Origin of the sequence: Rhizobium sp. BK418 (assembly GCF_004341105.1) — a bacterium.
Classification (GTDB): Bacteria; Pseudomonadota; Alphaproteobacteria; order Rhizobiales; family Rhizobiaceae; genus Rhizobium.
This window is the reverse complement of the sequence record NZ_SLZK01000002.1, coordinates 719533-741748: the sequence shown is the minus strand read 5'-3', so window position 1 is coordinate 741748 and position 22216 is coordinate 719533. Positions and strand designations below refer to the sequence as shown.

General features: G+C 59.6%; 22 protein-coding genes and 1 pseudogene. 13 read left to right on the top strand and 10 right to left on the bottom strand.

The window, feature by feature from the left end; all coding sequences use genetic code 11:
• Positions 1 to 101: 101 nt before the first annotated feature.
• From EV281_RS09675 to EV281_RS09660, 4 genes are read right to left on the bottom strand one after another with little or no spacing between them, the layout of a single operon-like run.
• Positions 102 to 2336 (bottom strand): ATP-binding protein, encoded by a 2235-nt coding sequence (locus EV281_RS09675; RefSeq protein ID WP_132652863.1) that lies wholly within the window; start codon positions 2334 to 2336, stop codon positions 102 to 104.
• A 55-nt stretch (positions 2337 to 2391) separates the two neighbouring features.
• Complete coding sequence (gene lspA, locus EV281_RS09670) at positions 2392 to 2898, bottom strand: signal peptidase II (RefSeq protein ID WP_132652862.1); 507 nt, start codon at positions 2896 to 2898, stop codon at positions 2392 to 2394.
• Positions 2895 to 3752, bottom strand: a complete 858-nt coding sequence (locus EV281_RS09665; protein WP_132652861.1) for an RNA methyltransferase — start codon at positions 3750 to 3752, stop codon at positions 2895 to 2897. The genes lspA and EV281_RS09665 overlap by 4 nt, the downstream gene beginning before the upstream one ends.
• A complete protein-coding gene (locus EV281_RS09660; protein ID WP_132652860.1) occupies positions 3749 to 4846 on the bottom strand; it encodes a class I SAM-dependent methyltransferase in 1098 nt (365 codons plus the stop codon). The genes EV281_RS09665 and EV281_RS09660 overlap by 4 nt, the downstream gene beginning before the upstream one ends.
• A 115-nt stretch (positions 4847 to 4961) precedes the next feature.
• On the opposite strand from EV281_RS09660, the gene EV281_RS09655 reads away from it, so the two are divergent.
• Together EV281_RS09655 and EV281_RS09650 are read left to right on the top strand one after the other, a co-directional pair.
• Entirely contained in the window at positions 4962 to 5414 is a 453-nt protein-coding gene (locus tag EV281_RS09655; protein WP_132652859.1) for a carbon monoxide dehydrogenase subunit G, read from the top strand.
• Between the two features lie 57 nt (positions 5415 to 5471).
• On the top strand, positions 5472 to 5915 hold the full coding sequence (locus EV281_RS09650) for a GNAT family N-acetyltransferase (protein WP_132652858.1): 444 nt from the start codon (positions 5472 to 5474) through the stop codon (positions 5913 to 5915).
• Positions 5916 to 5921: 6 nt separating this feature from the next.
• Here EV281_RS09650 and EV281_RS09645 read toward each other — a convergent pair whose 3' ends face one another.
• The 3 genes from EV281_RS09645 to sppA all read right to left on the bottom strand — a co-directional run bounded on the left by EV281_RS09645 (position 5922) and on the right by sppA (position 7635).
• Positions 5922 to 6254, bottom strand: a complete 333-nt coding sequence (locus EV281_RS09645; protein ID WP_132652857.1) for a LapA family protein — start codon at positions 6252 to 6254, stop codon at positions 5922 to 5924.
• Positions 6255 to 6354: 100 nt separating this feature from the next.
• The gene (locus EV281_RS09640; RefSeq protein WP_003544934.1) at positions 6355 to 6654 is read right to left on the bottom strand and encodes an integration host factor subunit beta; all 300 of its coding nucleotides are present in this window, start codon (positions 6652 to 6654) and stop codon (positions 6355 to 6357) included.
• 30 nt (positions 6655 to 6684) lie between these two features.
• Positions 6685 to 7635 carry a signal peptide peptidase SppA gene (sppA, locus tag EV281_RS09635; protein ID WP_132652856.1) on the bottom strand — a complete coding sequence of 317 codons (951 nt, stop codon included), beginning with the start codon at positions 7633 to 7635 and terminating at the stop codon, positions 6685 to 6687.
• 223 nt (positions 7636 to 7858) lie between these two features.
• Between sppA and lptC the strand changes: the two genes are divergently transcribed.
• The 6 genes from lptC to ptsN all read left to right on the top strand — a co-directional run bounded on the left by lptC (position 7859) and on the right by ptsN (position 13137).
• Positions 7859 to 8524 (top strand): LPS export ABC transporter periplasmic protein LptC, encoded by a 666-nt coding sequence (gene lptC, locus EV281_RS09630; protein ID WP_132652855.1) that lies wholly within the window; start codon positions 7859 to 7861, stop codon positions 8522 to 8524.
• A 13-nt stretch (positions 8525 to 8537) separates the two neighbouring features.
• Entirely contained in the window at positions 8538 to 9179 is a 642-nt protein-coding gene (locus EV281_RS09625; RefSeq protein ID WP_132652854.1) for an LptA/OstA family protein, read from the top strand.
• Between the two features lie 106 nt (positions 9180 to 9285).
• Positions 9286 to 9999 carry an LPS export ABC transporter ATP-binding protein gene (gene lptB / locus EV281_RS09620; RefSeq protein ID WP_210288308.1) on the top strand — a complete coding sequence of 238 codons (714 nt, stop codon included), beginning with the start codon at positions 9286 to 9288 and terminating at the stop codon, positions 9997 to 9999.
• 156 nt (positions 10000 to 10155) lie between these two features.
• Positions 10156 to 11700: an RNA polymerase factor sigma-54 gene (gene rpoN / locus EV281_RS09610; protein WP_132652851.1), complete on the top strand. Its 1545-nt coding sequence runs from the start codon at positions 10156 to 10158 to the stop codon at positions 11698 to 11700.
• 318 nt (positions 11701 to 12018) lie between these two features.
• Positions 12019 to 12600: a ribosome-associated translation inhibitor RaiA gene (gene raiA / locus EV281_RS09605; RefSeq protein ID WP_132652850.1), complete on the top strand. Its 582-nt coding sequence runs from the start codon at positions 12019 to 12021 to the stop codon at positions 12598 to 12600.
• Between the two features lie 72 nt (positions 12601 to 12672).
• The gene (gene ptsN, locus EV281_RS09600) at positions 12673 to 13137 is read left to right on the top strand and encodes a PTS IIA-like nitrogen regulatory protein PtsN (RefSeq protein WP_132652849.1); all 465 of its coding nucleotides are present in this window, start codon (positions 12673 to 12675) and stop codon (positions 13135 to 13137) included.
• 74 nt (positions 13138 to 13211) lie between these two features.
• Here the strand turns inward: ptsN and EV281_RS09595 are convergent, their stop codons facing one another.
• The 3 genes from EV281_RS09595 to EV281_RS09585 all read right to left on the bottom strand — a co-directional run bounded on the left by EV281_RS09595 (position 13212) and on the right by EV281_RS09585 (position 17958).
• Positions 13212 to 15551 carry a methyl-accepting chemotaxis protein gene (locus EV281_RS09595; protein ID WP_132652848.1) on the bottom strand — a complete coding sequence of 780 codons (2340 nt, stop codon included), beginning with the start codon at positions 15549 to 15551 and terminating at the stop codon, positions 13212 to 13214.
• A 240-nt stretch (positions 15552 to 15791) separates the two neighbouring features.
• Entirely contained in the window at positions 15792 to 16691 is a 900-nt protein-coding gene (locus EV281_RS09590; RefSeq protein ID WP_132652847.1) for a ribokinase, read from the bottom strand.
• 43 nt (positions 16692 to 16734) lie between these two features.
• Complete coding sequence (locus EV281_RS09585; protein WP_132652846.1) at positions 16735 to 17958, bottom strand: DNA recombination protein RmuC; 1224 nt, start codon at positions 17956 to 17958, stop codon at positions 16735 to 16737.
• 191 nt (positions 17959 to 18149) lie between these two features.
• On the opposite strand from EV281_RS09585, the gene EV281_RS09580 reads away from it, so the two are divergent.
• The 5 genes and pseudogenes from EV281_RS09580 to EV281_RS31580 form a co-directional block, all read left to right on the top strand.
• Complete coding sequence (locus tag EV281_RS09580; protein ID WP_132652845.1) at positions 18150 to 19649, top strand: globin-coupled sensor protein; 1500 nt, start codon at positions 18150 to 18152, stop codon at positions 19647 to 19649.
• 97 nt (positions 19650 to 19746) lie between these two features.
• The gene (def, locus tag EV281_RS09575; RefSeq protein ID WP_132652844.1) at positions 19747 to 20262 is read left to right on the top strand and encodes a peptide deformylase; all 516 of its coding nucleotides are present in this window, start codon (positions 19747 to 19749) and stop codon (positions 20260 to 20262) included.
• A 96-nt stretch (positions 20263 to 20358) separates the two neighbouring features.
• Complete coding sequence (gene fmt, locus EV281_RS09570) at positions 20359 to 21294, top strand: methionyl-tRNA formyltransferase (RefSeq protein ID WP_132652843.1); 936 nt, start codon at positions 20359 to 20361, stop codon at positions 21292 to 21294.
• Positions 21294 to 22100, top strand: a complete 807-nt coding sequence (truA, locus tag EV281_RS09565) for a tRNA pseudouridine(38-40) synthase TruA (RefSeq protein WP_132652842.1) — start codon at positions 21294 to 21296, stop codon at positions 22098 to 22100. The genes fmt and truA overlap by 1 nt, the downstream gene beginning before the upstream one ends.
• Positions 22078 to 22143 (top strand): annotated as a pseudogene (locus EV281_RS31580) (arsenate reductase (glutaredoxin)); the annotation flags it as partial. The gene truA and the pseudogene EV281_RS31580, both read left to right, overlap by 23 nt.
• Positions 22144 to 22216: the final 73 nt, after the last annotated feature.

Here is a 22216-nt window from a genome sequence, read left to right as displayed (position 1 = left end):
CTCCCGTCTCCGGCTTATCACAGGCCATAAAACACTTATATACGACAGGAAAGTGACATGCCAATTTCGTGCACGCAAGAAACGTGCCGGTTTCCCCAGCTTCAACGCGCCTCGGCTCGGCGTGCTGAAAGAGCGACAACCGCCTGTACTTCGGTAAGCAGCCTGACTGGATCGACCGGCTTTACCATGACGCGATTGGCACCGTTGAGCAAGACCTGCCGCCGCGATTCGTCTCTCTTGTCCGCAGTCAGGATGATGACGGGAACCGGCTGAAGATCGAGCCGCCGCTCGTGTCCGCGAAGGCGGCCGAGCATGTCGATGCCGTTGCCGCCGGGCATGGAAAGGTCGCTGATGATGATGTCGGGCCTGCCGTCACCGAGCGCGCGGTCGAGTAGAGACTCGAAATCCTCGACATGCCGGACCGAATGGCCGCCCTTTTCCAGCATGACACGCACCAGCATGGCGTTGATCGGGTCGTCCTCGCCGAGCAGAATGGAGAGCCCTTCGCCTGTCGCGGTGCGTTCGGCGACGGAGAGTCCGATGCCCGGCTGGTTATCGTTCAGCGCGTCGCGTTTCTCCATGCCACGCATGCGCCCGCGCAGCACGTCGATCAGCGACTGTTCGCGCAGCGGCCGGATCAGCCATGCGTCGAAGAGGTCGAGCGAATGCGAATTGCGCTCTTCCGGATTGACGAGCAGCACCTTGCGCAGGCCGAGCGCCGCAATCTCCGTGCGGTCGGCAATATGCAGCGAGAATTCCTCGGACATGCGGTGGTCGACGATGATATCGGTTGGCCGGTCGCCGCCGCGGGCAAGCGACAGCAGGCTTTCGCGTGCTGCCTCGCCGCCGGCGACCAGATGGCAGCGCCCGCCGAGCGTCGTAATCGTCTCGGCGATCGCCGTGCGTGCCGCACCCGCCGGAGCCAGCAGCACGATGCTGTTTCCAGCCAGCAGCGTGTTCCGGCTGGTGGCGTCTTCCTCCGGCAACTCGACCGGGAAGCGGATGGTGAACTGGCTACCCCTGCCTCTTTCGCTTGCGACGGTCAGCGATCCGCCGAACTCACGCAGGATGCGGGCAGAGATCGCAAGGCCGAGGCCCGTGCCGTTGCTCTTTTGAGCAAGCGATCCGCCCTGCTCGAATTCTCCGAATATGCGAGCCTGCTCCTCCGCCGTCATACCGGGGCCGGTATCAGTCACCGATATCAGCAATTCATTGGCGGCTCTCGAGACACGGATGAAGACACCGCCGGCCTGTGTGAATTTCACGGCATTGCCGATGACATTGAAGAGCACTTGGCGCAGCCGCGCCGGATCGAAGCTCATAAATTCCGGCACGTCGGAAGAAACGGTCGCACCGATCTCTATGCCCTTCTCATGAGCGCGATGAGCCAGCATTTCCACCACGCTCTCGAGCAGTTTACGCAGGGATTCCGACCGCGGGCGGAGCTGGAAACGGCCGACCTCGATCGTGGAGAAATCGAGCAGATCCTCGACCAGCTGAGACAGCGCATGGCCGGACTGACCGATACTGGTCAGATAGTTCTGCTGTTCCTGCGTCAGTTTCGTCTCTGAAATCAGATGCGCCATGCCGAGGATGCCTGATAGAGGCGTGCGGATTTCATGGCTGACCGTGGCGAGCAGCCGCGACTTGGCGGCGCTGTTATATTCGGCCTTTTGCCGGGCTTCCTCACGGCTTTCGGCGGCAAGTCGTTCTTCGGTCACATCGCGCGCGATGCTCTGGAGTAGCAAGCGCCCGGTTGCGGGGTCGCGAGTCACGACATCATGCCAGAGGAAGATGCGCTGTCCGGCGGGCGTTGAAATCTCCACGTCGTAACGATGCGGCTGCGGACCGGGGCGGAAGGCGAGGCCGATCTCTTCGCAGGTCTGACCTTCGGGTTTTGCACGACCCGTCAGGTTACGGAAGGTTTCGTTGGCGCCGATGATGCGCCTGTCCATCATGCGGGTGACGACAATATCGCCGAGCACGTCATGGACAGTCCCCAGAAGGCCCGTTGCATCTGCGTGTTCCAATAATTCCGGACCACGGCCGCGCTGTCTGTGTCCATTTCCGAAAAGAACGGCAAGATAGCCGGCGATGGCGGCAAGCAGGATGACACCGAGGCTGGCCAGAAGCGATCCGCTCCAATGGGAGAGAAGCAATAGCAGGATCGCCGCCAGCAGGCCCGCCCCGCCAAGCCAGTGAAAGAGCAGCGGGTGACGGGAGTGAAGAGGAATTGGCGACGCCGACTGGCTCGTCGTCCGGTCTCGATCAGACCTGACGGCGGCTCCGCCGAATGCAGCGGACAATCGTTCCTGAAACTGCGCCATACTCTGCATGCGGATCAGCTAACATATCGCCCGTTCCGAATGTTTTCAGGAATCCGCTAAAAATTTAGCGATCCGCCTTTTTTGGCTTTTGCAGCATCTCGTCGACAATGACACATCCCGCCCCCACGGTGATGAAACTGTCGGCAAGATTGAAGACGGCGAATGACCAGGTTTCCGTATGGAAGAGGATGTAGTCGATCACATGTCCATAGGCGAAACGATCGATCAGATTACCGATTGCGCCGGCAATGATCAGCGCATAACCGAGATGCGCGAGCCACCGGTCCTTGGCCGTGCGATGCCACAGATAGAGTACGAAGGCGACGATGATCAGCCGCATGCCGACAATGAACCATCCATCCATGCCTGACAGCATCGAGAACGCGACGCCGAGATTATAGGTGCGGTAGAGCGCCAGCATCGGAATGACAGGCACGGCTTCCTGCAGCGGCAAATAGTGGTCGACGGCGATCTTGACGATCTGATCGAGGATGACGGCGACCACGATGAAGATCAGGATCGGCAGAGGTCGTGAGAAGAGTGCCGGGCGCACGGTCGTCTGGTCGGTCATTTGCCCTCGGACAGTGAGAGGAGATGGCGGCGTGCCTCAAAAAGCATGACGGCGGTGGCAACGGCCAGATTGAGAGAATCGGCGCGGCCTTGCTGGGGAATACGGGCAAGCGCATCCGCTTCCTTGGCAAGCCGGTCCGGCAGGCCGGATTGCTCGTTGCCCATCAGCAGCACGACCGGCTTCTTCTTGTAGTCAATCGTGCGATAGTCGACAGAGCCGGCAAGGTGGGTCGCAACGACCGAAACGCCGGCCTGCTTCTTCCAGGCGATGAATTCCTCGGCCGTTGCGTGGGCGACGGGAACGGCAAAGACCGAACCCATCGTGGCGCGCACCGTTTCCAGCGAGAAGGGATCGGTTGTCTCGCCGACGAGGATGACGCCGGAGGCGCCGGCCGCATCGGCAGTACGGATGATCGTTCCGAGATTGCCGGGATCGCGCACGCGGTCCAGTGTCACCCAGGTTTCGCCTTCCTTCGGCCGGATATCCTTGAGCTTTGCCCAGCGTGTTTCGAATATGCCGACCACCATCTGCGGATTGTCGCGCCGCGTGATCGAAGAGAGCACCTTCTCGTTGACTTCAAGGACCAGCCCGCCTGACGCAACGGTCTTCGCCGCCATCTGTTCGACCAGCGGCTTGCCTTTTGCCGCCTTGGCATAGACGAGCGTGCGGATCGTCCAGCCGAGCTCGATCGCATCGATGACGAGCTTCAGGCCTTCGGCCATGAACGTGCCGCTCTCCTCGCGCGACTTCTTGTTGGTCAGCGCCTTGATGTCTTTGATGATCGGATTGGCGAGCGAGGTGACTTCCTTCACCTGCCCGACCCTGCGGGGGCCGCGATCGTGAAATTCGTTCATTTCGGTACCCAGCGGGAAAAGAGGGAGGTGGAGAGGGCTCGGCCCGGCGTCTTGCCGTCGAGCCCAGCCTCGCGGATCACGAGCTCGCCCGATTCGACCACGCCGCCTGCGCCCCGCATCGTCTCGCGCATCAGCTCGTGAATGGAATAGAAGCTCGCCCGGATCGAATAGGCCGTCAGCACGAGGCCGAGCGCTTTCGGCGACAGGATCTCCCGGCAGATGTCGAGCATCACAGGCAGATGTTCAAAGAGGTGCCAGACCTCGCCATTCGGCCCGCGGCCGAATTTCGGCGGATCGGTGAGGATGATGTCGTACCGGCTGCCGCGACGCTCCTCGCGCAGGATAAATTTCATCGCATCCTCGCAGATCCAGCGGATTGGCAGTTTTTCCATACGCCCCAGCGCCTGGTTCTCGCGCGCCCAGCCGATCGCCTTCTTTGAGGCGTCGACATGGGTCACCTCTGCACCGGCAGCCGCGGCAACCAGCGAGGCAACACCGGTGTAGCCGAAGAGGTTCAGCACCTTCAACGGCCGGCCGGCGCTTTCGATGTGTTGCTTCATCCAGCTCCAATGCATGATCTGCTCTGGAAAGACACCAACGTGCCGGAAGGAGGTGAAACGGCCGAAAAAATCGACGCCGAGCAGGTTGAGCGGCCAGGTCTCTCCGAGCGCTTCTTTGGGAAAGCGCCAGCGACCAGTGCCTTCTTCATCCGTATCACCAGTGAAGACCGCATCGACCTTTTCCCAGACATGGGTGGGTAGCGACGGCTGCCACAGCGCCTGCCCCTCTGGTCGGATGATCCGGTAGGGGCCGTATTGCTCAAGCTTCTGGCCGTTGCCGCTGTCGATCAGATGAAAATCGCCTGCGCCTGTGGATTCGAGCATGACAGGCACGCGCTCGACCGGCCGGTCGCCCGTACGGACCGTCAACGGACGTTCGATTGCGGCCGGAACCGCTGCCGGTGGGCGCTGTTCCCGCGCAGGCGTTGCCTTTGCTGCAGGTTTTTCCGGTTTTGCCGGCCGCGCATCGGTGCGGCGCCCGCCGGACGGACCTGAGGCCGTCTTTACTCCGGGCCGGCGTTCTCTTTGTTTCAACGTGGTCTTCCGCGTCCTGAATTCAATTGAGCCAGTGCAAATAGCATCCCGTCCGACCTTGGCAAAGCGCTTTCCAATTATGATATGGTCCGGTGATGGAAATGAGGAACTGCCGATGGATCTGATCGGGGAGGAGCGCATCGCCGCGCCGCGGGATGTCGTGTGGGCGGCGATGAACGATCCGGAAATCATCAAGCAGTGCATTCCGGGCTGCCAGAGCGTGGAAAAGCTGTCGCCCACGCAATTCCTGGCAACCGTCAAGGTCGGCTTCGGGCTGTTTTCAGTGACCTTCAACGGCGAAATCAGGCTTTCAAATGTCGATGCCCCGCGCAGCTACACTATCGCGGCGGAAGGGCGGGGCGGCATAGCCGGCTTCGCCAAAGGTGAGGCCGATGTTATCTTGGTCGATGAGGGCCTGCATACCCTTCTGCGCTATGAAGCCGACGGCGATACGGGCGGGCGGATCGCCGAGTTCGGCAGCCGGTTGATCCGCGCCACGCTGGAAAAGCTCGCGCGCCGCTTCTGGGGAAATTTCAATGCTGCGGTCGTCGAAAAGGCTGCAGGCTAGCTCGAGACTTGGTCTCGAAGACTTGGCATCCCCGATAATCCCTTTTACGCAAGACCGATGACCTGGAAAATACGACCAAACCGCCCCGAAGACGCGATGCAGCTTTCCGACATCTATCTGACCGTTCGGCGCCAGGCGTTCACTTGGGTCGATCCCGGCAAGTTTCATCGCGAGGATTTTTCCGCCCATACGAATGGCGAAGTCGTTTCCGTCTGCGAGGCACCCAATGGGAAAATAGCCGGCTTCATCTCGATCTGGGCGGCGGATGATTTCATCCATATGCTTTACGTCTTGCCTGAATTTCAAGGCAAGGGCGCGGGAACGGCGTTGCTGCAATCGCTGCCCGCCTGGCCAAAGCACAGATATCGGCTGAAATGCCTCGTCAACAACCGCCGCGCCAAAGCTTTCTATCTGGCGCATGGCTTTCAGGTCACCGGCAGGGGCGCTTCGACCGAAGGCGATTATGAGGAGCTGAGTTTTGCTCCGGCTTCAGCGGAATAGAAGTGATTATCGCGAGGGCAGCTGGCCGGCGATCTCTTCCGCCCGCGTCTTGTGGCGGTCTGCTTCGCCTTGCCAGCGAATCGCTTCCTTGGCTTCAACACGCGCACGTTTGCGGTGCTTGCCCTGGTTGAACCAGGTTACAGCCGAACCGACGAGCATGCCGATGATGAACGCGATCAGCAGGAACACGAAGAAGGGCGCGGCGAAGGATAGAACCTGATCTTCCGGCCGAAACGGATTGAAGGCGAGCGTGACACTCTGCCGGTTGGCGACGCAGAAGATGATCAAGATGACGCCAAGCGGCAGCAAAATCAAAAGGTTGATGATCTTCGTGGTCATGTCGTTCTCCGCGCCGGTTTGGCGAAGGCAAGCTTCACGGACGCCAGAATAGAAGCGCGGCGGCAAAGTTCAAGTGTGGCTTGATAGCCGATTGTGAGGATCAATCCTCTTCGTCCGCCTGTCCGGGGTTCAGGCGCTCGCGCAGTTCCTTGCCGGTCTTGAAGAAGGGAACCCACTTCTCCTCGACGAATACCGTATCACCAGTGCGCGGGTTGCGGCCGGAACGGGACGGGCGGTTCTTGACCGAAAATGCGCCGAAGCCACGCAGCTCGACGCGGTTGCCGGCGGCAAGCGCATCAGTGATCTCGTCGAGGACCGCGTTGACGATATTTTCCACATCGCGGTGGTAGAGATGCGGATTGCGTGCCGCAACAATCTGCACCAATTCGGACTTGATCACGGTCGCCCCCTTAAATTATTGATTTCTTATTCAATCCTGGCCAACCTGCCAAACTGAAAGCAGCCCGTCAAGGAGCAACTTTGGGGGCAGGATGCCGTTCAGATCCTGGCCTTTGACAAGATCACCATAACCGAGGATCGTAATCAACCGCGAAACAGCCCCCGCGAGCAGGAAGGGCGTGTTGCTCTTCTTGTCCCAATCGACCATGGGCAGGTTGTTGCTGACGTTTCGCGTGGTCAGATAGGCGCGGATTTCCGGTTCTCCACCCACGGCGTCGATGAGTTTCACCTTGAGCGCCTGCCGGCCCGTATAGATCGTGCCGTCGGCAAGCTTCAGCGCCTCGTCGTGCGGCAATTTGCGCCGGTCGGCAACAAGGTTGACGAACCAGTCATAGCTGTCGAGAACCATGCTGCGGATCATGGTCTTGGCTTCCTCGCTGGTGTCGTGGAACGGCGAGGGCTCGGCCTTGAGCGGCGAGGATTTGATCTCCTGCAGCGAGACTCCGAGCTTTTCGAGCAGCGGCTGGACTTGCGGATACTGAAAGATGACGCCGATCGAACCGGTGATGGAGCTTTCGCCGGCGATGATGGTGTCGCCTGCCGTTGCGATCATGTAGCCCGCGGACGCGGCGAGTGTCCTGACGTCCGAGACGACGGGCTTCTTCTCCGCGATCGCCCGGATCGCCTTGAATATCTTTTCGCCGCCATAGGTCGTTCCGCCCGGCGAGGAGATTGAGATCACGACTGCCTTCGCCTGGTCATTGTCCTTGATCTTTTCCAGCCGCTCGAGCAGCTCGTCATCATCGGTAATCAAGCCGGAGATCGTGACATGGGCGATATGGGGCCGCGCCGTACTGCTTTCGCTGAAGGCAAAATTATAAAGCGCAAAGCCGAGCGCAACCAGCAGCACGACCGCGACAAGGCGCCAAAAGCCAAGCCTGCGGCGCAGCAGCCGGCGGTCTGCGATGATCGAGCTGTCCATTTCAACCTCCAAAGACGAAACCCAACGGGCGGTTTTCCGCCGCTGGGGAGATAAGGCGCGAGCTCCGTCGTGAAAATGTCCGGAAACCTGCTATTTTCGGTTTAGTTGCTTGTTGCAGAAAAAAATCCATATTGGCAAGCCAATGTAATAATGCGAAACGAACTGTGATTGGCGCCCGGCATTGCTATATAAGCGGCACGATCATCACACATGGACCAGGCATATGCTCAATACCCTCAGGAACAATGGGACGCCCGCCTACGCGGGACCTAAGGACAGCGCCTATGGCCTTGCCCGGTTCCATTCCATGCGTGTCCGCCGCCTGAAGTTTTTGCTGCCGGTCACGGCCCTCGCTATTTCTCTTATCTTCATCGCCGTATCGGTGATCCGAACCTACCTGCCGGAAACCATCAAGATCGAAGGTGCCAAAATCGAAAACGGCAAAGTCGTGATGGAAAAGCCGGCGATCGCCGGGCGCAATTCCGATGGCATCAACTATTCCATGCTTGCCGAGCGCGCGCTGCAAGATATCCGGAATCCCGACTTGATAACGCTGGAGACGATCAAGGCTGCCGTGCCGATGAATGACGGCCTGATCGCCCGCGTTACGGCGGCAACCGCTGATTTCAATCGTGCGACCGACAAGCTGCACATGACGGCGCCTTTCACGCTCGTTTTGAGCAGCGGTCTCGTTGCGAATTTTCAGTCTGCTCACCTTGATATCAAGGGCGGAAACATGTCGACGGACGATCCCGTCAGAATTACCAAGGACAATACTTCGATTGTTGCGCAGACCCTCAATATAACAGATAAGGGGCGGGTGATCACATTCGAGGGGAATGTTCGCATGAATGTTGAATCATCCACCATCCATAAACAGGGCACCTAAAGAGCCGGGTCAAATGACAAAAGATTGTCGCATTTCAACGCGTAAGACTGGCGTAGTTTTCATCACTGGCGCGTTTGCGCTCGTCCTGTCGGTCGCGGGGGCGGCCGCCCAGTCGACGACGATGCCGGGCATGAAGCTTTCGAGCGATCAGCCGATCCAGATTGAAAGCAACAAGCTTGAAATCCATGATCAGGAACACACGGCGCTCTTCACCGGCGACGTCAAGGTCGTTCAGGGCACCACGACGATGCAGGCCGGCAAGATGACGGTCTATTACAAGGACAAGGCGAAGCAGCCCCAAACCGGCGGCGCTGCAGCACCTGCCGCCCAGCCGGCCCAGACCGCGGCGGAACAGACGAGCTCGCTTGCTTCGGGCAGCGCCGATATCGACAAGATCCTGGTGACCGATAAGGTCTACCTCACCTCGGGTACGCAGACGGCGACGGCGGATGACGGCAATTTCGATATGACTTCGCAGGTCTTTATCCTGACGGGCAAGAAGGTCGTGCTGACCGATGGACCGAACGTCTTTACCGGCTGCCAGTTGACCGTGCACATGGCGACTGGTCAGGCAGAGCTTGAAAGCTGCGGTGGCCGTGTCCAGATTCAGCTCGATCCAAAATCGCAGCCGAGTCAGCAGCCAAAGCAGAATTGAGAAGTCGGCCTTTCACGTGAAGTTATTCTCCTTATCCACCAAGTCTGGCAGAGCCGCGCCGGAAGTCGCCGCGGCTCCTGTCGACAGGGCCCGTTATCAAGGCACGCTGATCGCGCGTGGTCTGACCAAGACCTACGCGACCCGGCGTGTCGTCAATGGCGTTTCACTCGTAGTGCGACGCGGTGAGGCAGTCGGTCTACTGGGGCCGAACGGTGCCGGTAAAACCACCTGCTTCTACATGATTACCGGCCTCGTGCCTGTCGACGAGGGAACCATAGAGATCGACGGCAATGACGTGACGACGATGCCGATGTACCGTCGTTCGCGCCTTGGCGTCGGCTACCTGCCGCAGGAAGCCTCGATCTTTCGCGGATTGACGGTTGAGGAGAATATCCGCGCCGTCCTCGAGGTTCATGAAAACGACAAGGCGACGCGGGAACGCAAGCTCGACGAATTGCTTGAGGAGTTTCATATCTCGAAGCTGCGCAAGAGTGCGGCCGTGGCTCTCTCCGGTGGCGAGCGGCGTCGCCTCGAAATTGCCCGTGCGCTTGCAACCGACCCGACCTTCATGCTGCTCGACGAGCCCTTTGCCGGCGTCGACCCGATTTCGGTCGCGGATATTCAGAACCTCGTGCACCATTTGACGGCCCGCGGCATCGGTGTCTTGGTGACCGACCACAATGTGCGTGAGACGCTTGGATTGATCGACCGGGCCTATATCATCCATGCCGGCGAGGTGCTGACACATGGGCGTGCGAACGACATCGTCAACAATCCGGAAGTGCGGCGGCTTTATCTGGGCGACAATTTCAGTCTCTAAACCAGTCCTGGGCGGTAGGAAATTACAGTCGCGTCATAGGTTCCGCTTGACCAAATAGGATAAAAAAGCAATTTTTGGGCCAACTCGGATTTCCGTGGCCCGAAGCCCTAGCCGGACACGGTTTCCTGGAGGAGTCGAGGGAGTTTCGCGTCCGCCATGGCCCTGTCTGCTAATCTTTTTCTGAGACAGAACCAGTCCCTGGTGATGACACCGCAACTGATGCAATCCATCCAGTTGCTGCAGATGACGTATGTGGAACTCACCCAGTTCATCGCCCAGGAAGTGGAGAAGAACCCGCTTTTGGAATTTCCGTCGAGCGAGGGGGAGTCCGGTGAACGCGAGGCTGCGGACGAACCATATCCCCAGCAGGCGGATGATGCGGGCGATGGCGAGTATGAGAACCGTGGCGAAACCCTGTCTGGCGACTGGTACGACAATGGCAGCTCGAGCCGGCTGAGCGACGAACTCGACGCCAATTATACCAATGTCTTCCCGGATGACGGCGCGCCACAGCGGCTTGATGCGCCGGAACTTGTCAGCCAGTGGAAGTCGATGCCGGGCAGCACCGACGGCACGGACAATTACGATCTCGATGATTTCGTCGCCGGTCAGGTCTCTTTGCGAGACCACCTTGCTCAGCAGATCCCCTTCATATTGCCGGATATGGCCGATCGCCTGATCGCCCAAAATCTCGTCGATCAGCTCGACGATGCCGGCTATCTGCAGGCGGATATGGCGGAAGCGGGCGAACGTCTCGGGACGGATGCCGAAGATATCGAGCGTGTGCTGGCCGCGTTGCAGACGCTTGATCCGCCTGGTGTCTTCGCCCGCAATCTCGCCGAATGCCTGGCGATTCAGCTTCGTCAGAAGGATCGCTACGATCCTGCTATGCAAGCGCTCGTCGAAAATCTCGAGCTCTTGGCAAGGCGCGACTTCGTTACCCTGAAACGCCTCTGTGGCGTCGATGAGGAAGACCTACTCGACATGCTCTCGGAAATCCGTCAGCTCAATCCCAAGCCCGGCAGCGGTTTCGAGGCTGGCGTTTCCGAGGCGATAATGCCCGACGTCGTGGTTCGCCCCTCCTCGGATGGCGCCTGGCTGGTGGAGCTCAATCCGGATACGCTGCCGCGGGTCCTCATCAACCAGTCCTATTTTTCACGCGTGGCGAAGAACGGTGAGGATTATGCCTTCCTCTCCGAATGTCTGCAAAGCGCCAACTGGCTCACGCGCAGCCTCGACCAGCGCGCCAAGACCATCATGAAGGTGGCGAGCGAAATCGTGCGTCAGCAGGATGCCTTCCTGTTGCACGGCGTCGATCATCTGCGGCCGCTAAACCTGAAGACAGTGGCCGAGGCGATCAAGATGCATGAATCGACCGTCAGCCGCGTAACCTCAAACAAATACATGCTGACGCCGCGTGGCCTCTTCGAGCTCAAATATTTCTTCACGGTTTCGATCGGCGCCGTTGAGGGTGGTGACAGCCATTCGGCTGAAGCGGTTCGCCACAAGATTCGCACGCTGATCATGCAGGAAAGCCCCGATGCGGTGCTTTCCGACGACGACATCGTCGATATGCTCAAGAGCGGTGGCATCGATCTCGCCCGCCGTACGGTTGCCAAATATCGCGAGGCTATGAACATCGCCTCTTCCGTCCAACGCCGCAGGGAAAAGCGCGCGTTGGCCAAGGTGGCCAGTTTCTAGCCGCAACTTAGGGGAGAGCCAATGTTCGCCGCTGCGAACTGTTGACCGCAGAGACGCCCCATTCCCTGGGATTTTCGCTGCACGCTTTCCGCGTGGACTGGGCCTCGCTTTGCCGGGCTCTTGACTTTCCGGGAGCCTGTCGCTAGAAGCCCGCCGCAATCGGAGCAGAACGGCATCCGGACATTATCCCCATCATCCTCAGGGCGCCAGGGACACGCAGACTTGAGCTCATCTTGCTTGAGATTGCGCGAAGTGCTTGGATGAGTTTGAGGCTTGGCGTAAACTGATACTCGCAAACTACATAAGAAGGGAAACTCCATGAGTGTGCGTGTATCCGGTAAACATATGGAAATTGGTGACTCGTTCCGTCAAAAGATCGAGGACCAAATTGGTGTAGCCGTCACGAAATACTTCGACGGGGGGTATTCCGGTCAGGTGATCGTGGAAAAATCGAGCTCTCGTTTTTCCGCTGATTGCAAGCTTCATCTCGATAGCGGCGTCGTGCTGCATGCGGCAGGCGAAGCCATGGACCCGCAGCTTGCCTTTGATGCGGCATCCGAGCGTATCGAGAAGCGCCTGCGCCGCTACAAGCGGAAGCTCAAGGATCACCATGCCGGAAACCATCTGAACGGTAATGGCTTCGCAGAAGTGGCCTACACCGTCATGGACGCGGTTCCCGATCACGAAGACGAAGTCCCGGACGATTTTGCTCCGGCAATCGTCGCTGAAAGCACGAAGCAGCTCAAGACGATGTCCGTCGCAACCGCCGTTATGGCGCTCGACATGACCGACGAGCCGCTTCTCCTGTTCCGCAGCCCCGGCAAGGAGCAGCTCAACATCGTTTACCGTCGTCACGACGGAAATATTGGCTGGATCGATTCGGCCAATATCAAAGGCTGAGACCAGGACGGGGGAACAGCGCAAGACGCCGTTCCCTCGGACGCTTGGTTTCGGCGACAGAAGGAAAAAGAAATGGCATTGGCAGATTTGCTGCACCAGGATGCGATCATTCCCGCCCTCAGGGTAAATTCCAAGAAACAGTTGCTTCAGGAATTGGCAGCAAAAGCCTCCAAGATTACGGGGCTTTCCGAGCGGGAAATCTTCGATGTGATCCTGCAGCGCGAACGTCTGGGCTCGACCGGCGTCGGCAACGGTATCGCCATTCCTCACGGCAAGCTCACCAACATCCACTCTATCGTCGGCATCTTTGCCCGGCTGGAACAGCCGGTCGATTTCGAAGCGCTGGATGACCAGCCAGTCGATCTGGTGTTCCTGCTTCTGGCGCCGGAAGGTGCAGGTGCCGATCACCTGAAGGCGCTTTCACGCATCGCTCGCGTGCTCCGCGACCACGATCTGGTTGCCAAGCTGCGTGCGACCGACTCCGCGTCGGCGATTTATGCCTTCCTGAATGAGGAGCAGACGTCGAACGCCGCCTGATCGCTGGAGATTTAGCCGAAACGCAAAAGGCGCCCGAGTGATCGAGCGCCTTTTTCTTGTCAGATAATCAGCAATCAGAACTCTTCCCAATTGTCCTGAGCAACGGCGGCCGAGCCGTAAGACTGTGCAGCGACCCGGCGCGGTGCCGGGGCCGGAGCACGTGGTGCCGGTGCAGAGGCCGGTGTGCGCATCTGCTGCGCTGTGGAACGCAGTGCCGCGGCATTTCCCTGACTGGAGATACGGAAGCGGGCGACCAGTGCCTTCAGCGTCTGAGCTTCGTCGTTCAGCGTCACGCTGGCCGCGGTGGTTTCTTCCACCATCGCGGCGTTCTGCTGGGTGACCTGGTCCATCTGGTTCATGGCCTGGTTTATTTCCTTCAGGCCGATGGCCTGTTCGCTGGCCGAGGCCGAAATCTGGCGGATGAGGCCGTTGATGCCCATCACCTGTTCGGCGATCTTGTGCAGCGTGTCTCCGGCGCGTCCGACGAGATCGACGCCTTCCTTGACCTGAACGGCCGAGGTATTGATGAGTGTCTTGATCTCCTTGGCAGCGTTTGCCGAGCGCTGGGCGAGTTCCCGGACTTCCTGTGCGACAACCGCAAAGCCCTTGCCGGCTTCGCCGGCGCGTGCTGCTTCGACACCGGCGTTCAGAGCGAGAAGATTGGTCTGGAAGGCGATCTCGTCGATGACGCCGATGATGCGCGAGACTTCCGTCGAAGATTGCTCGATGCCGTGCATGGAGGCAATTGCCTTTTGCACCACTTCGCCGGACTTCTCTGCATCCTCGCAGGCGAGGTTGACATTGTCGGCCGCCGTACGGGCGTTCTCGGCGCTGGAATTGACCTGGGCCGTGAGCTCGTTCAGGGCCGCTGCGGTTTCCTCCAGGCTTGCCGCCTGCTGCTCGGTACGCTTGGCAAGATCGGAGGCGCTGTTGCTGATTTCGCCGGTGCCTGAGCCGATATTGACGACGCTGAGGTTCATCGTGTTGATGGTTTCTTCGAGGCTTGCCAGAGCGGCGTTGAAGTCCTGCTTCAACTTGCCGTATTCGCCAGGGAAATCCTCGGTGATGCGATGACCGAGATTGCCCTGCGACAGTTCCGAAAGGCCTGCGCCGACGATCGAGACGATGTGACGCTGCAGGTTGACTGATTGCTGGCGTTCCAATTCCGAGCGACCGCGTTCGGCTTCGGCGGCAAGGCGCTGGCTGTCGGCCTCGGCCTCGAGGCGCTGCGTATCGGCGAGCGCAAAACGGAAACCTTCGAGAGCCTTGGCGACTGAGCCGATTTCGTCGGCACGGTTCTGACCGTCGACCGCCTCATCATATCTGCCGTCGCTGAGCGCCTTAACGCTGGTGACGAGGCCGCCGAGCGGACGCTGAACCAGCGTGCGGACGGCGAAGTAGAGGGCAAGCAGCACAGCACCGAGTACGATGATCCCGTTGATGATCATCATGAAGGTCTGGTCCTGAACCGGCGCATTCATTGCCGTGTGCGGAACGTCGACCAGAACGACCCATGTGGCGTTCAGGCCGGGAACCGAGAAGGGATAGATAACGCGATCGAAGGGATCGAGACCGTCGAAGCTCAGGTTCTTGACGAGGCCGATCTGCTTGGAGGAAAGCGCAGCCTTCACATCGGCAGCACCCGGGTTGTCGCCATAAGGCTTCGACATCAGGTCCGGGACCGGCGCGACGATCCAGTTGCCGTTCTGGGCGATCAGCGTCACCCGGCCGGAGCCGAAAGGACGCAGTGCCTGAACCTTGTCGGTCAGTGATTTGAGCGAGATATCGACACCTTCCACGCCGATCATCTTGCCGCCCGACATGACCGGATAGGCGATCGAGGTCAAGAGCGTCGGAACGTCCGTACCTTCGGCAAGATAAGGAGCCGTGATAGCACCTTTGCCGCTATCGGCGGCAAGCTTCCACCATTCTGCAGTATAGTCATTGTCGAAGGTCGAAAACTGGATATCGCCGGTCTTGGTCTTCGACCAATAGGGCGTGAAGGCGCCAGCCTTGTTGGTACCCTCGTCATTGTTGTTGGCGATCTCGGTGGTCTTGCCGTCGAAAGCGCCAAGCTGTTCGCAGAACCAGCTGCCGAAGGCAAAGGCGTTCTGTTCGAGGTTGGCTTTCAGAATGCTGATGATACCCTTGCGGTCGAGGATCTTGCCTTCATGTCCGCGTCCGACGACCCCCGACATGGTGCGGGCAGCGCTCGCAAGCTCGCCGACATTGGCGGCGATCTCATTGGCGATCGACTTGGCTTCCGAGTTGGCCTGATCCAGCGTGAGCGTCTGGACGCGGTTACGGGTCTGATCGATCAGGAAAAGGTTCGAAACGACGAGCACCAGCGCGATGGCGGCACCGGTGATGACAATGAGCTTCGCCGCAAGCGATTTCATTCTGAAAACGAACATGTGTTCCTCGGGGCAAGGACGCGCCGAACGGCCATTCTTCGGCACAGCGGATAAGGCACGCTCCGTCATGGAGCAGCTATAGGGTTGAACCGCCTCGAAGAGGCACGAGGTGCGATCTTGAGAAGGATCGTCAGAAACCTCTTAAATTTGAATGAAATTTGCCGGGCTTTGACAGCAAAACCGGACCACCACCCTAAAACTGGGGGTGGTGTTTCTTCGAATGTTCGCAGCTGGAATGGATTATATTCTGTCTGCGACTTCGGCTGCGAGCGGGATCGACGGCTGCGCGCCCGGTTTCAGGCAGGCAAGCGAGCCGGCGACTGCTGCGCGACGCAGGGCCGAATTGAAATCCAGACCCTCGTCGAGGCTTGCGGTGAAATAGCCGCAGAACGTATCGCCCGCGCCGACTGTATCGACTGGTTCGATGACGAGGCCCTGAGCACGGGAAATCTGACTGTCCCGGATCGCGATGACACCATCCCCCCCGAGTGTGACGATCAGGGTCTGGCCGGTCTCCGCATGCAGCCGCTTCAACGCCGCTTCACGATCGCTGGCACTCATATTCTCCTGTCCAGCCAGACGCTCGAACTCGGTCTCATTGGCAATGACGATATCGGCCAGCCGCCCCAGACGCGGCGCATCCGGGATGAGCGGAGCGAGATTGAGAATGCTGGTGATACCCTTGGCGCGAGAGACGGCAAGTGCGCGCTCGACCGCTTCAACCGGGATCTCGAGCTGCAGCATGAGGATATCGCCCTCATTCATGGCGCCGACGGTAGCCTCGGCATCGTCACCGCTGACCTTGCCATTCGCGCCGGGGATGACGGCGATCATGTTCTCACCATCGCCACCGACGAGAATGAGAGCGGTGCCCGTCGGCCCCTCGACATGGCTGACGCGGGAAAGATCGGTGCCGGCGCTGTCGAGAAGTTCAAGCGCACCCTCGGCAAATGCGTCCTTGCCGACAGCGCCCGCCATATGGACGTAACGGCCTGCGCGCCGGGCGGCGAGCGCCTGATTGGCACCCTTGCCGCCGGCAGCCGTCGCAAAGCTGTTACCTGCAACTGTTTCGCCCGGCTTCGGCAGGCGCTCTGTGGTGGCGATAAGGTCCATGTTGATGGAGCCAAAAACTGTGATCATGAAATGTCCGTCCCTTGTTTGGGTCGCGACACTGCCGAAGCGATTACTCCTCGTCAACCACTCTGAGCTTGAGCAGGCCGGTCCGGCTTTCGACTGATTTTGGTGGCGGCTCATTCTCGCGCACCGGCTTGCCGTCGCCACCCGCCTCGAATTCCAGTGCTTCGATCTTTGCGCCACGCTTCGTGAGCTTGTCCGCAGAGGTGATAATCTGGTCCACGTCGCGCTGCGTCTGAGAGAAGTGTCCCTGCAGCTTACGGACGCGCTCGTCCAGCCGGCCGAGGTCATCCATCAAAAGCGCGACTTCGCCCTGGATGACATGCGCCTGCGCCCGCATGCGCTGATCCTTCAGCACGGCTTGGATGACCTGGATCGACAGCATCAGCAGCGAAGGCGAGACGATGACGACGCGCGCACGATGCGCCTTCTGCACGATCGCTTCGAAATTCTCATGGATTTCGGCGAAGATCGATTCCGATGGAACGAAGAGGAAAGCGGTATCCTGCGTTTCGCCTTGGATCAGATATTTGTCGGAAATGTCCTTTATGTGCACTTCCATGTCGCGGCGAAACTGCTGGGCGGCAAGCTTGCTGTCGTCAGGCCCACCGGCATCGCGGATTGCGTTCCAGGCTTCGAGCGGAAATTTCGCATCGATGACCAGCGGCGGCGCGCCGTTCGGCATCCGGATCGTGCAGTCCGGACGTGAGCCGTTGGAAAGCGTCTGCTGGAAGGCATAGGCGCCAATGGGCAGACCGTCGGCAACAATAGTCTCCATGCGCGACTGACCGAAGGCGCCACGCGTCTGCTTGTTGGAGAGGATGGCCTGCAGCCCGACGACATCCTTGGCGAGCGTCTGGATATTGCTTTGGGCCGCATCGATGACAGCCAGACGCTCCTGCAGCTTTTGCAGGTTATCATGCGTCGATTTCGTTTGCTCGGTCAACGTTGAGTTCATGCGCTGCGACATGCCGTCGAGCCGCAGGTTGATTGCCTGATTGAGTTCGGCCTGCCTCGAGCCGAAGACCTCGGCCATCGTCGAGATGCGCCCCTGCATCTCGGCCTGGATCTTCAGAAGCTCGGCCATGCGCGCTTCGCTTTCCATAGCGCGAAGATTGGCCTCTTCTGCTTCCTCGCGACGAATGCCGGCATTGCGCAGCGCAAACACAATCGTCACGAGAATGATGACGGCGAGCGCGCCGCCGGCGATCGCAAGCACGCCAGGGCTCAGCATGGGCAAGGAAATGGTGAGTGAGTCGGGTGTCATGGTCATATCGCACCATAACAAAATGCCCAGCGATATCCAGATCAAAACGTGAACAATCCACGTTGGCATTTTCGCCTGCTTTCGGCTACTTCGCTGTAACAGAAGAAAAATTAGCGATGCGTTTAACGATTGCTCAACCATATTCGCCAAATCTGGCGCCGTTATCCCTCCGCATTCGCGCCAGATAGAGATCCCCCATGACTTCCCAGCAGACCGACAATGCCCTCCGGCAGCGCCTTGACTTCATTGAGCTCGACGACGAGGCACGCAAGAACCTGCGGGAACTGCGCCCGACGATCTCGGAGCTCCTCGGCGGTGCCCTGGACAAGTTTTACAACAAGCTTGCTAAAACGCCGGCTGTCTCTGGCTTCTTTTCAGACAGAGCGCATATGGGCCACGCCAAAAAGCGCCAGCAGGAACATTGGGGCAATCTTTCAGGCGGCAATTTCGACCAGAGCTATGTGAACGGCGTCACAGCTGTCGGCCGCACCCATGCCCGTATCGGCCTGGAGCCGCGCTGGTATATTGGCGGCTATGCGCTGGTCATGTCGGATCTCGTCCGCGGTCTGATGGAAAGGCAATGGCCCTCTCTCTTTGCCCGCCAACAGGGAAAGGCGCTTGCCGAAAAGCTGACGGCAGTCATTAAGGCAGCAATGCTCGACATGGATTATTCGATCTCGGTCTATCTGGATGCGCTCGACGAAAAGCGTCGTTTGCTGGAGGATGAGCGGGTTCGTGCCGAAGCCGATCAGGCCTTAGCGTTAGAGCATCTGCGCCGTGGTCTCGAAGCTCTGTCGCGTGGGGACCTCGAAGCAACGATTCCTTCCGACTTGCCGGGCAATTTCCGTGGAATGGCCGAAGACTACAACAGGGCTGTCAGCGCGCTCCGTGAGGGCTTCACCTCTGTTCGTACGACCTCCAGTCACATTCTCGAAGGCGCCGATGTGATCTCCAAGGCCGGCGACGATCTCGCCTTGCGTACTGCTCAGCAGGCAGCTGGTGTCGAGGAAAGCTCGGCGGCGCTGCAGCAGCTTTCCGTCAGCGTCAGCCAGACCGCCGCCAATGCCGAGAAGGCATCCGGTGCCGTTCGTGAAACGCAGGAGAAGGCCAAGAACTCTGGCGAGCTTGTCACCAGCGCCGTTTCCGCCATGGCAGGCATCGAGAAGTCTTCCACCGAGATCGCCAAGATCATCGGCGTCATCGACGAGATCGCCTTCCAGACGAACCTGCTGGCGCTGAATGCCGGTGTCGAGGCCGCACGTGCCGGTGATGCCGGCAAGGGCTTTGCCGTCGTCGCACAGGAAGTCCGCCAGCTCGCTCAGCGCACGGCCGATGCTGCCAAGGAGATCAAGAACCTGATTTCGGAAAGCTCGACGCAGGTGAACGAAGGTGTGAACATCGTCAGCAGCACCGGGGAGGCGCTGAGTGACATGATCAGCCGCATCGATATCATCAATCGCTTCGTCGCCGATATCGCCGCCGCTGCCCGCGATCAGGCGACGGGCGTGAACGAGGTGAGCATCGCGATCCGCAACATGGATACGATCACCCAGCAGAATTCCAGCATGGTGGAGCGTACCTCGGCCGAAACCCGCAGGCTGAAAGATGAGGTCGAAAACCTCGTCGAACTGCTGCAGCGTTTCCGCGCGCGCGCCGAAAGCCGGCAGGGTACCACTGCCGCTCGCCGCGCGGCCTGAGTAATCGAGAGAAAAATTCGGGCAGGTGCTGCAAAAAACCGCAATCCCTGCCCGGCGGATGATTCCCTAGCGTGAAAAGATGCGTTATGGGAACGCCATGACCATCAAGCCACTCATCATTCTTCCCGATCCCGTCCTCCGTCAGGTTTCCAAGCCGATCGAACGGGTCGACGCCGATCTCCAGCGTCTGGCCGACGACATGCTGGAAACTATGTATGACGCGCCAGGCATTGGCCTTGCCGCGATCCAGATCGGTCTGCCGCGCCGCATGCTGGTCATCGACCTCGCAAAGGAAGGTGAGGAGAAGCAGCCGCTCGTCTTCATCAATCCGGAGATCGTCAGTTCCTCGGAAGACCGCTCCGTCTATGAGGAAGGCTGCCTGTCCATTCCCGACTATTATGCGGAAGTCGAGCGCCCTGCGAAGGTCACGGTCAAATATCTGAACCGTGAAGGCAAGGAACAGAGCGTAGAGGCGGATGGCCTTCTGGCGACCTGCCTGCAGCATGAGATCGATCACTTGAACGGTGTGCTCTTCATCGATCACATTTCGCGGCTGAAGCGCGACATGGTGATCAAGAAGTTCACCAAGGCTGCAAAATCCAAGGCGCTCTGAACCGAATAGCAGCGGTGATACGATAGATTTCGAGCGGGCTTGATTGTAAGCCGGCAAACCGTTTGAAGACGGTTGATCCTCAATTGGCGAGATAGAATGTCTCTTCGTATCGTTTTCATGGGCACGCCCGATTTTTCCGTCTCGACGCTGCGCCTGCTCGTCGAAGCCGGCCACCAGATCGTCGCCGTCTATACCCAGCCACCGCGACCCGGCGGACGACGGGGGCTCGATCTTCAGAAATCGCCGGTGCATCAGGCGGCCGAACTGCTCGGCCTGCCGGTCTTCACGCCGGTTAATTTCAAAGACTCCGTGGAGCGTGAGCGCTTCCGTGCGCTGAGCGCTGACGTCGGCGTCGTCGTCGCCTATGGTCTACTGTTGCCCGAAGCCATCCTCAATGGCACGCGGTATGGCTGCTACAACGGCCATGCCTCACTACTGCCGCGCTGGCGCGGTGCCGCTCCCATCCAGCGGGCGATCATGGCCGGCGATACAAAGACCGGTATGATGATCATGAAGATGGACAAGGGTCTCGATACCGGCGACGTGGCGCTGACGCGCGAAGTCGAGATCGGTCCCAATATGACAGCCGGCGAACTGCATGACAGGCTTATGCAAACAGGCGCGAAGGCGATGGCTGAAGCCATGGTCAAGCTGGAGATGAACGACCTGCCGCTCACCCCCCAACCGGCCGAAGGCGTGCTCTATGCCGCCAAGATCGATAAGTCGGAAACGCGCATCGATTTTAGCCGCGACGCCAAGGACGTCCACAATCATATTCGCGGTCTCGCACCGTCCCCAGGTGCCTGGTTCGAACTTGAGAGCAACGGCAAGATGGAACGCGTCAAGGTGCTCGGCTCAGAACTCGCGACGGGTGAGGGGGCAGCCGGCACGCTTCTGACGGACGATCTTGTGATCGCCTGCGGCGCAGGCGCCGTCCGCCTCACAAAGCTTCAGAAAGCCGGTGGCAAGCCGCTCGCCGCTGCCGACTTCCTGCGCGGTACGCCGCTTGCTGCGGGTACGAGGCTCGCCTGATGCCGCGATACCGCATGATCGTCGAATATGACGGCGGCCCCTATGTCGGCTGGCAGCGACAGGACAATGGACCGTCCGTGCAGGGCGCGATTGAACGGGCGATTTTCTCGGCATCAGGCGATACCGTTTCCGTCCGTGGCGCCGGGCGCACCGATTCCGGCGTTCATGCTATGGGGCAAGTCATCCACGCCGACCTCTCGAAGGACTGGTCACCCTTCAAGCTGCAGAATGCGCTGAACGCCCATCTGAAGCTCGCTGGCGAAACGGTGGCGATCCTGAATGTAGAAGTTGCGAGCGAATTCTTCGACGCCCGCTTTTCCGCGCTTCGCCGGCATTATCTCTATCGCATCATCAGTCGCCGGGCGCCGCTGGCGTTGGAAGCAGGCAAGGCTTGGTGGGTGCCGAAGGTGCTCGATCACGAGGCCATGCATGCTGCAGCCCAGACGCTCGTCGGCAGGCACGATTTTTCCACCTTCCGCTCAGCGCACTGTCAGGCAAGCAGCCCGCTGCGCACGCTCGACCGGCTGGATGTGACGCGTAACGGCGAACTGGTCGAGATCCGCGCCACCGCTCAGAGCTTCCTGCACAATCAGATTCGCTCCTTCGCCGGAACTCTGAAGCTCGCCGGCGAGGGCAAGTGGACGCCTGACGATGTGCGGGCGGCCCTCGACGCACGCGATCGCAAGGCCTGCGGACCTGTGGCGCCGCCGGACGGGCTCTATTTCATGCAGGTTGACTATCCCGAGGTGATTACCGATCGCCGCAAAGAGGGGGATGAAAACGATGACGGTGACGATCTATCATAATCCCGCATGCGGCACGTCGCGCAATAGGTTGGCGATGACCCGCATCCGATAAACCGACCGATCGTGGTGATGGAGAGGGGCGTGAGCCTGCCACCCGCCCAAAGCCGTGCCGGAGA

Bases quoted from the DNA above. Each gene is read 5' to 3' on its own strand.
- EV281_RS09675 (WP_132652863.1), bottom strand. From the start codon at position 2,336: ATGCAGAGTATGGCGCAGTTTCAGGAACGATTGTCCGCTGCATTCGGC.
- lspA (WP_132652862.1), bottom strand. From the start codon at position 2,898: ATGACCGACCAGACGACCGTGCGCCCGGCACTCTTCTCACGACCTCTG.
- EV281_RS09665 (WP_132652861.1), bottom strand. From the start codon at position 3,752: ATGAACGAATTTCACGATCGCGGCCCCCGCAGGGTCGGGCAGGTGAAG.
- EV281_RS09655 (WP_132652859.1), top strand. From the start codon at position 4,962: ATGGATCTGATCGGGGAGGAGCGCATCGCCGCGCCGCGGGATGTCGTG.
- EV281_RS09650 (WP_132652858.1), top strand. From the start codon at position 5,472: ATGACCTGGAAAATACGACCAAACCGCCCCGAAGACGCGATGCAGCTT.
- EV281_RS09645 (WP_132652857.1), bottom strand. From the start codon at position 6,254: ATGACCACGAAGATCATCAACCTTTTGATTTTGCTGCCGCTTGGCGTC.
- sppA (WP_132652856.1), bottom strand. From the start codon at position 7,635: ATGGACAGCTCGATCATCGCAGACCGCCGGCTGCTGCGCCGCAGGCTT.
- lptC (WP_132652855.1), top strand. From the start codon at position 7,859: ATGCTCAATACCCTCAGGAACAATGGGACGCCCGCCTACGCGGGACCT.
- EV281_RS09625 (WP_132652854.1), top strand. From the start codon at position 8,538: ATGACAAAAGATTGTCGCATTTCAACGCGTAAGACTGGCGTAGTTTTC.
- rpoN (WP_132652851.1), top strand. From the start codon at position 10,156: ATGGCCCTGTCTGCTAATCTTTTTCTGAGACAGAACCAGTCCCTGGTG.
- raiA (WP_132652850.1), top strand. From the start codon at position 12,019: ATGAGTGTGCGTGTATCCGGTAAACATATGGAAATTGGTGACTCGTTC.
- ptsN (WP_132652849.1), top strand. From the start codon at position 12,673: ATGGCATTGGCAGATTTGCTGCACCAGGATGCGATCATTCCCGCCCTC.
- EV281_RS09595 (WP_132652848.1), bottom strand. From the start codon at position 15,551: ATGTTCGTTTTCAGAATGAAATCGCTTGCGGCGAAGCTCATTGTCATC.
- EV281_RS09590 (WP_132652847.1), bottom strand. From the start codon at position 16,691: ATGATCACAGTTTTTGGCTCCATCAACATGGACCTTATCGCCACCACA.
- EV281_RS09585 (WP_132652846.1), bottom strand. From the start codon at position 17,958: ATGACCATGACACCCGACTCACTCACCATTTCCTTGCCCATGCTGAGC.
- EV281_RS09580 (WP_132652845.1), top strand. From the start codon at position 18,150: ATGACTTCCCAGCAGACCGACAATGCCCTCCGGCAGCGCCTTGACTTC.
- def (WP_132652844.1), top strand. From the start codon at position 19,747: ATGACCATCAAGCCACTCATCATTCTTCCCGATCCCGTCCTCCGTCAG.
- fmt (WP_132652843.1), top strand. From the start codon at position 20,359: ATGTCTCTTCGTATCGTTTTCATGGGCACGCCCGATTTTTCCGTCTCG.
- truA (WP_132652842.1), top strand. From the start codon at position 21,294: ATGCCGCGATACCGCATGATCGTCGAATATGACGGCGGCCCCTATGTC.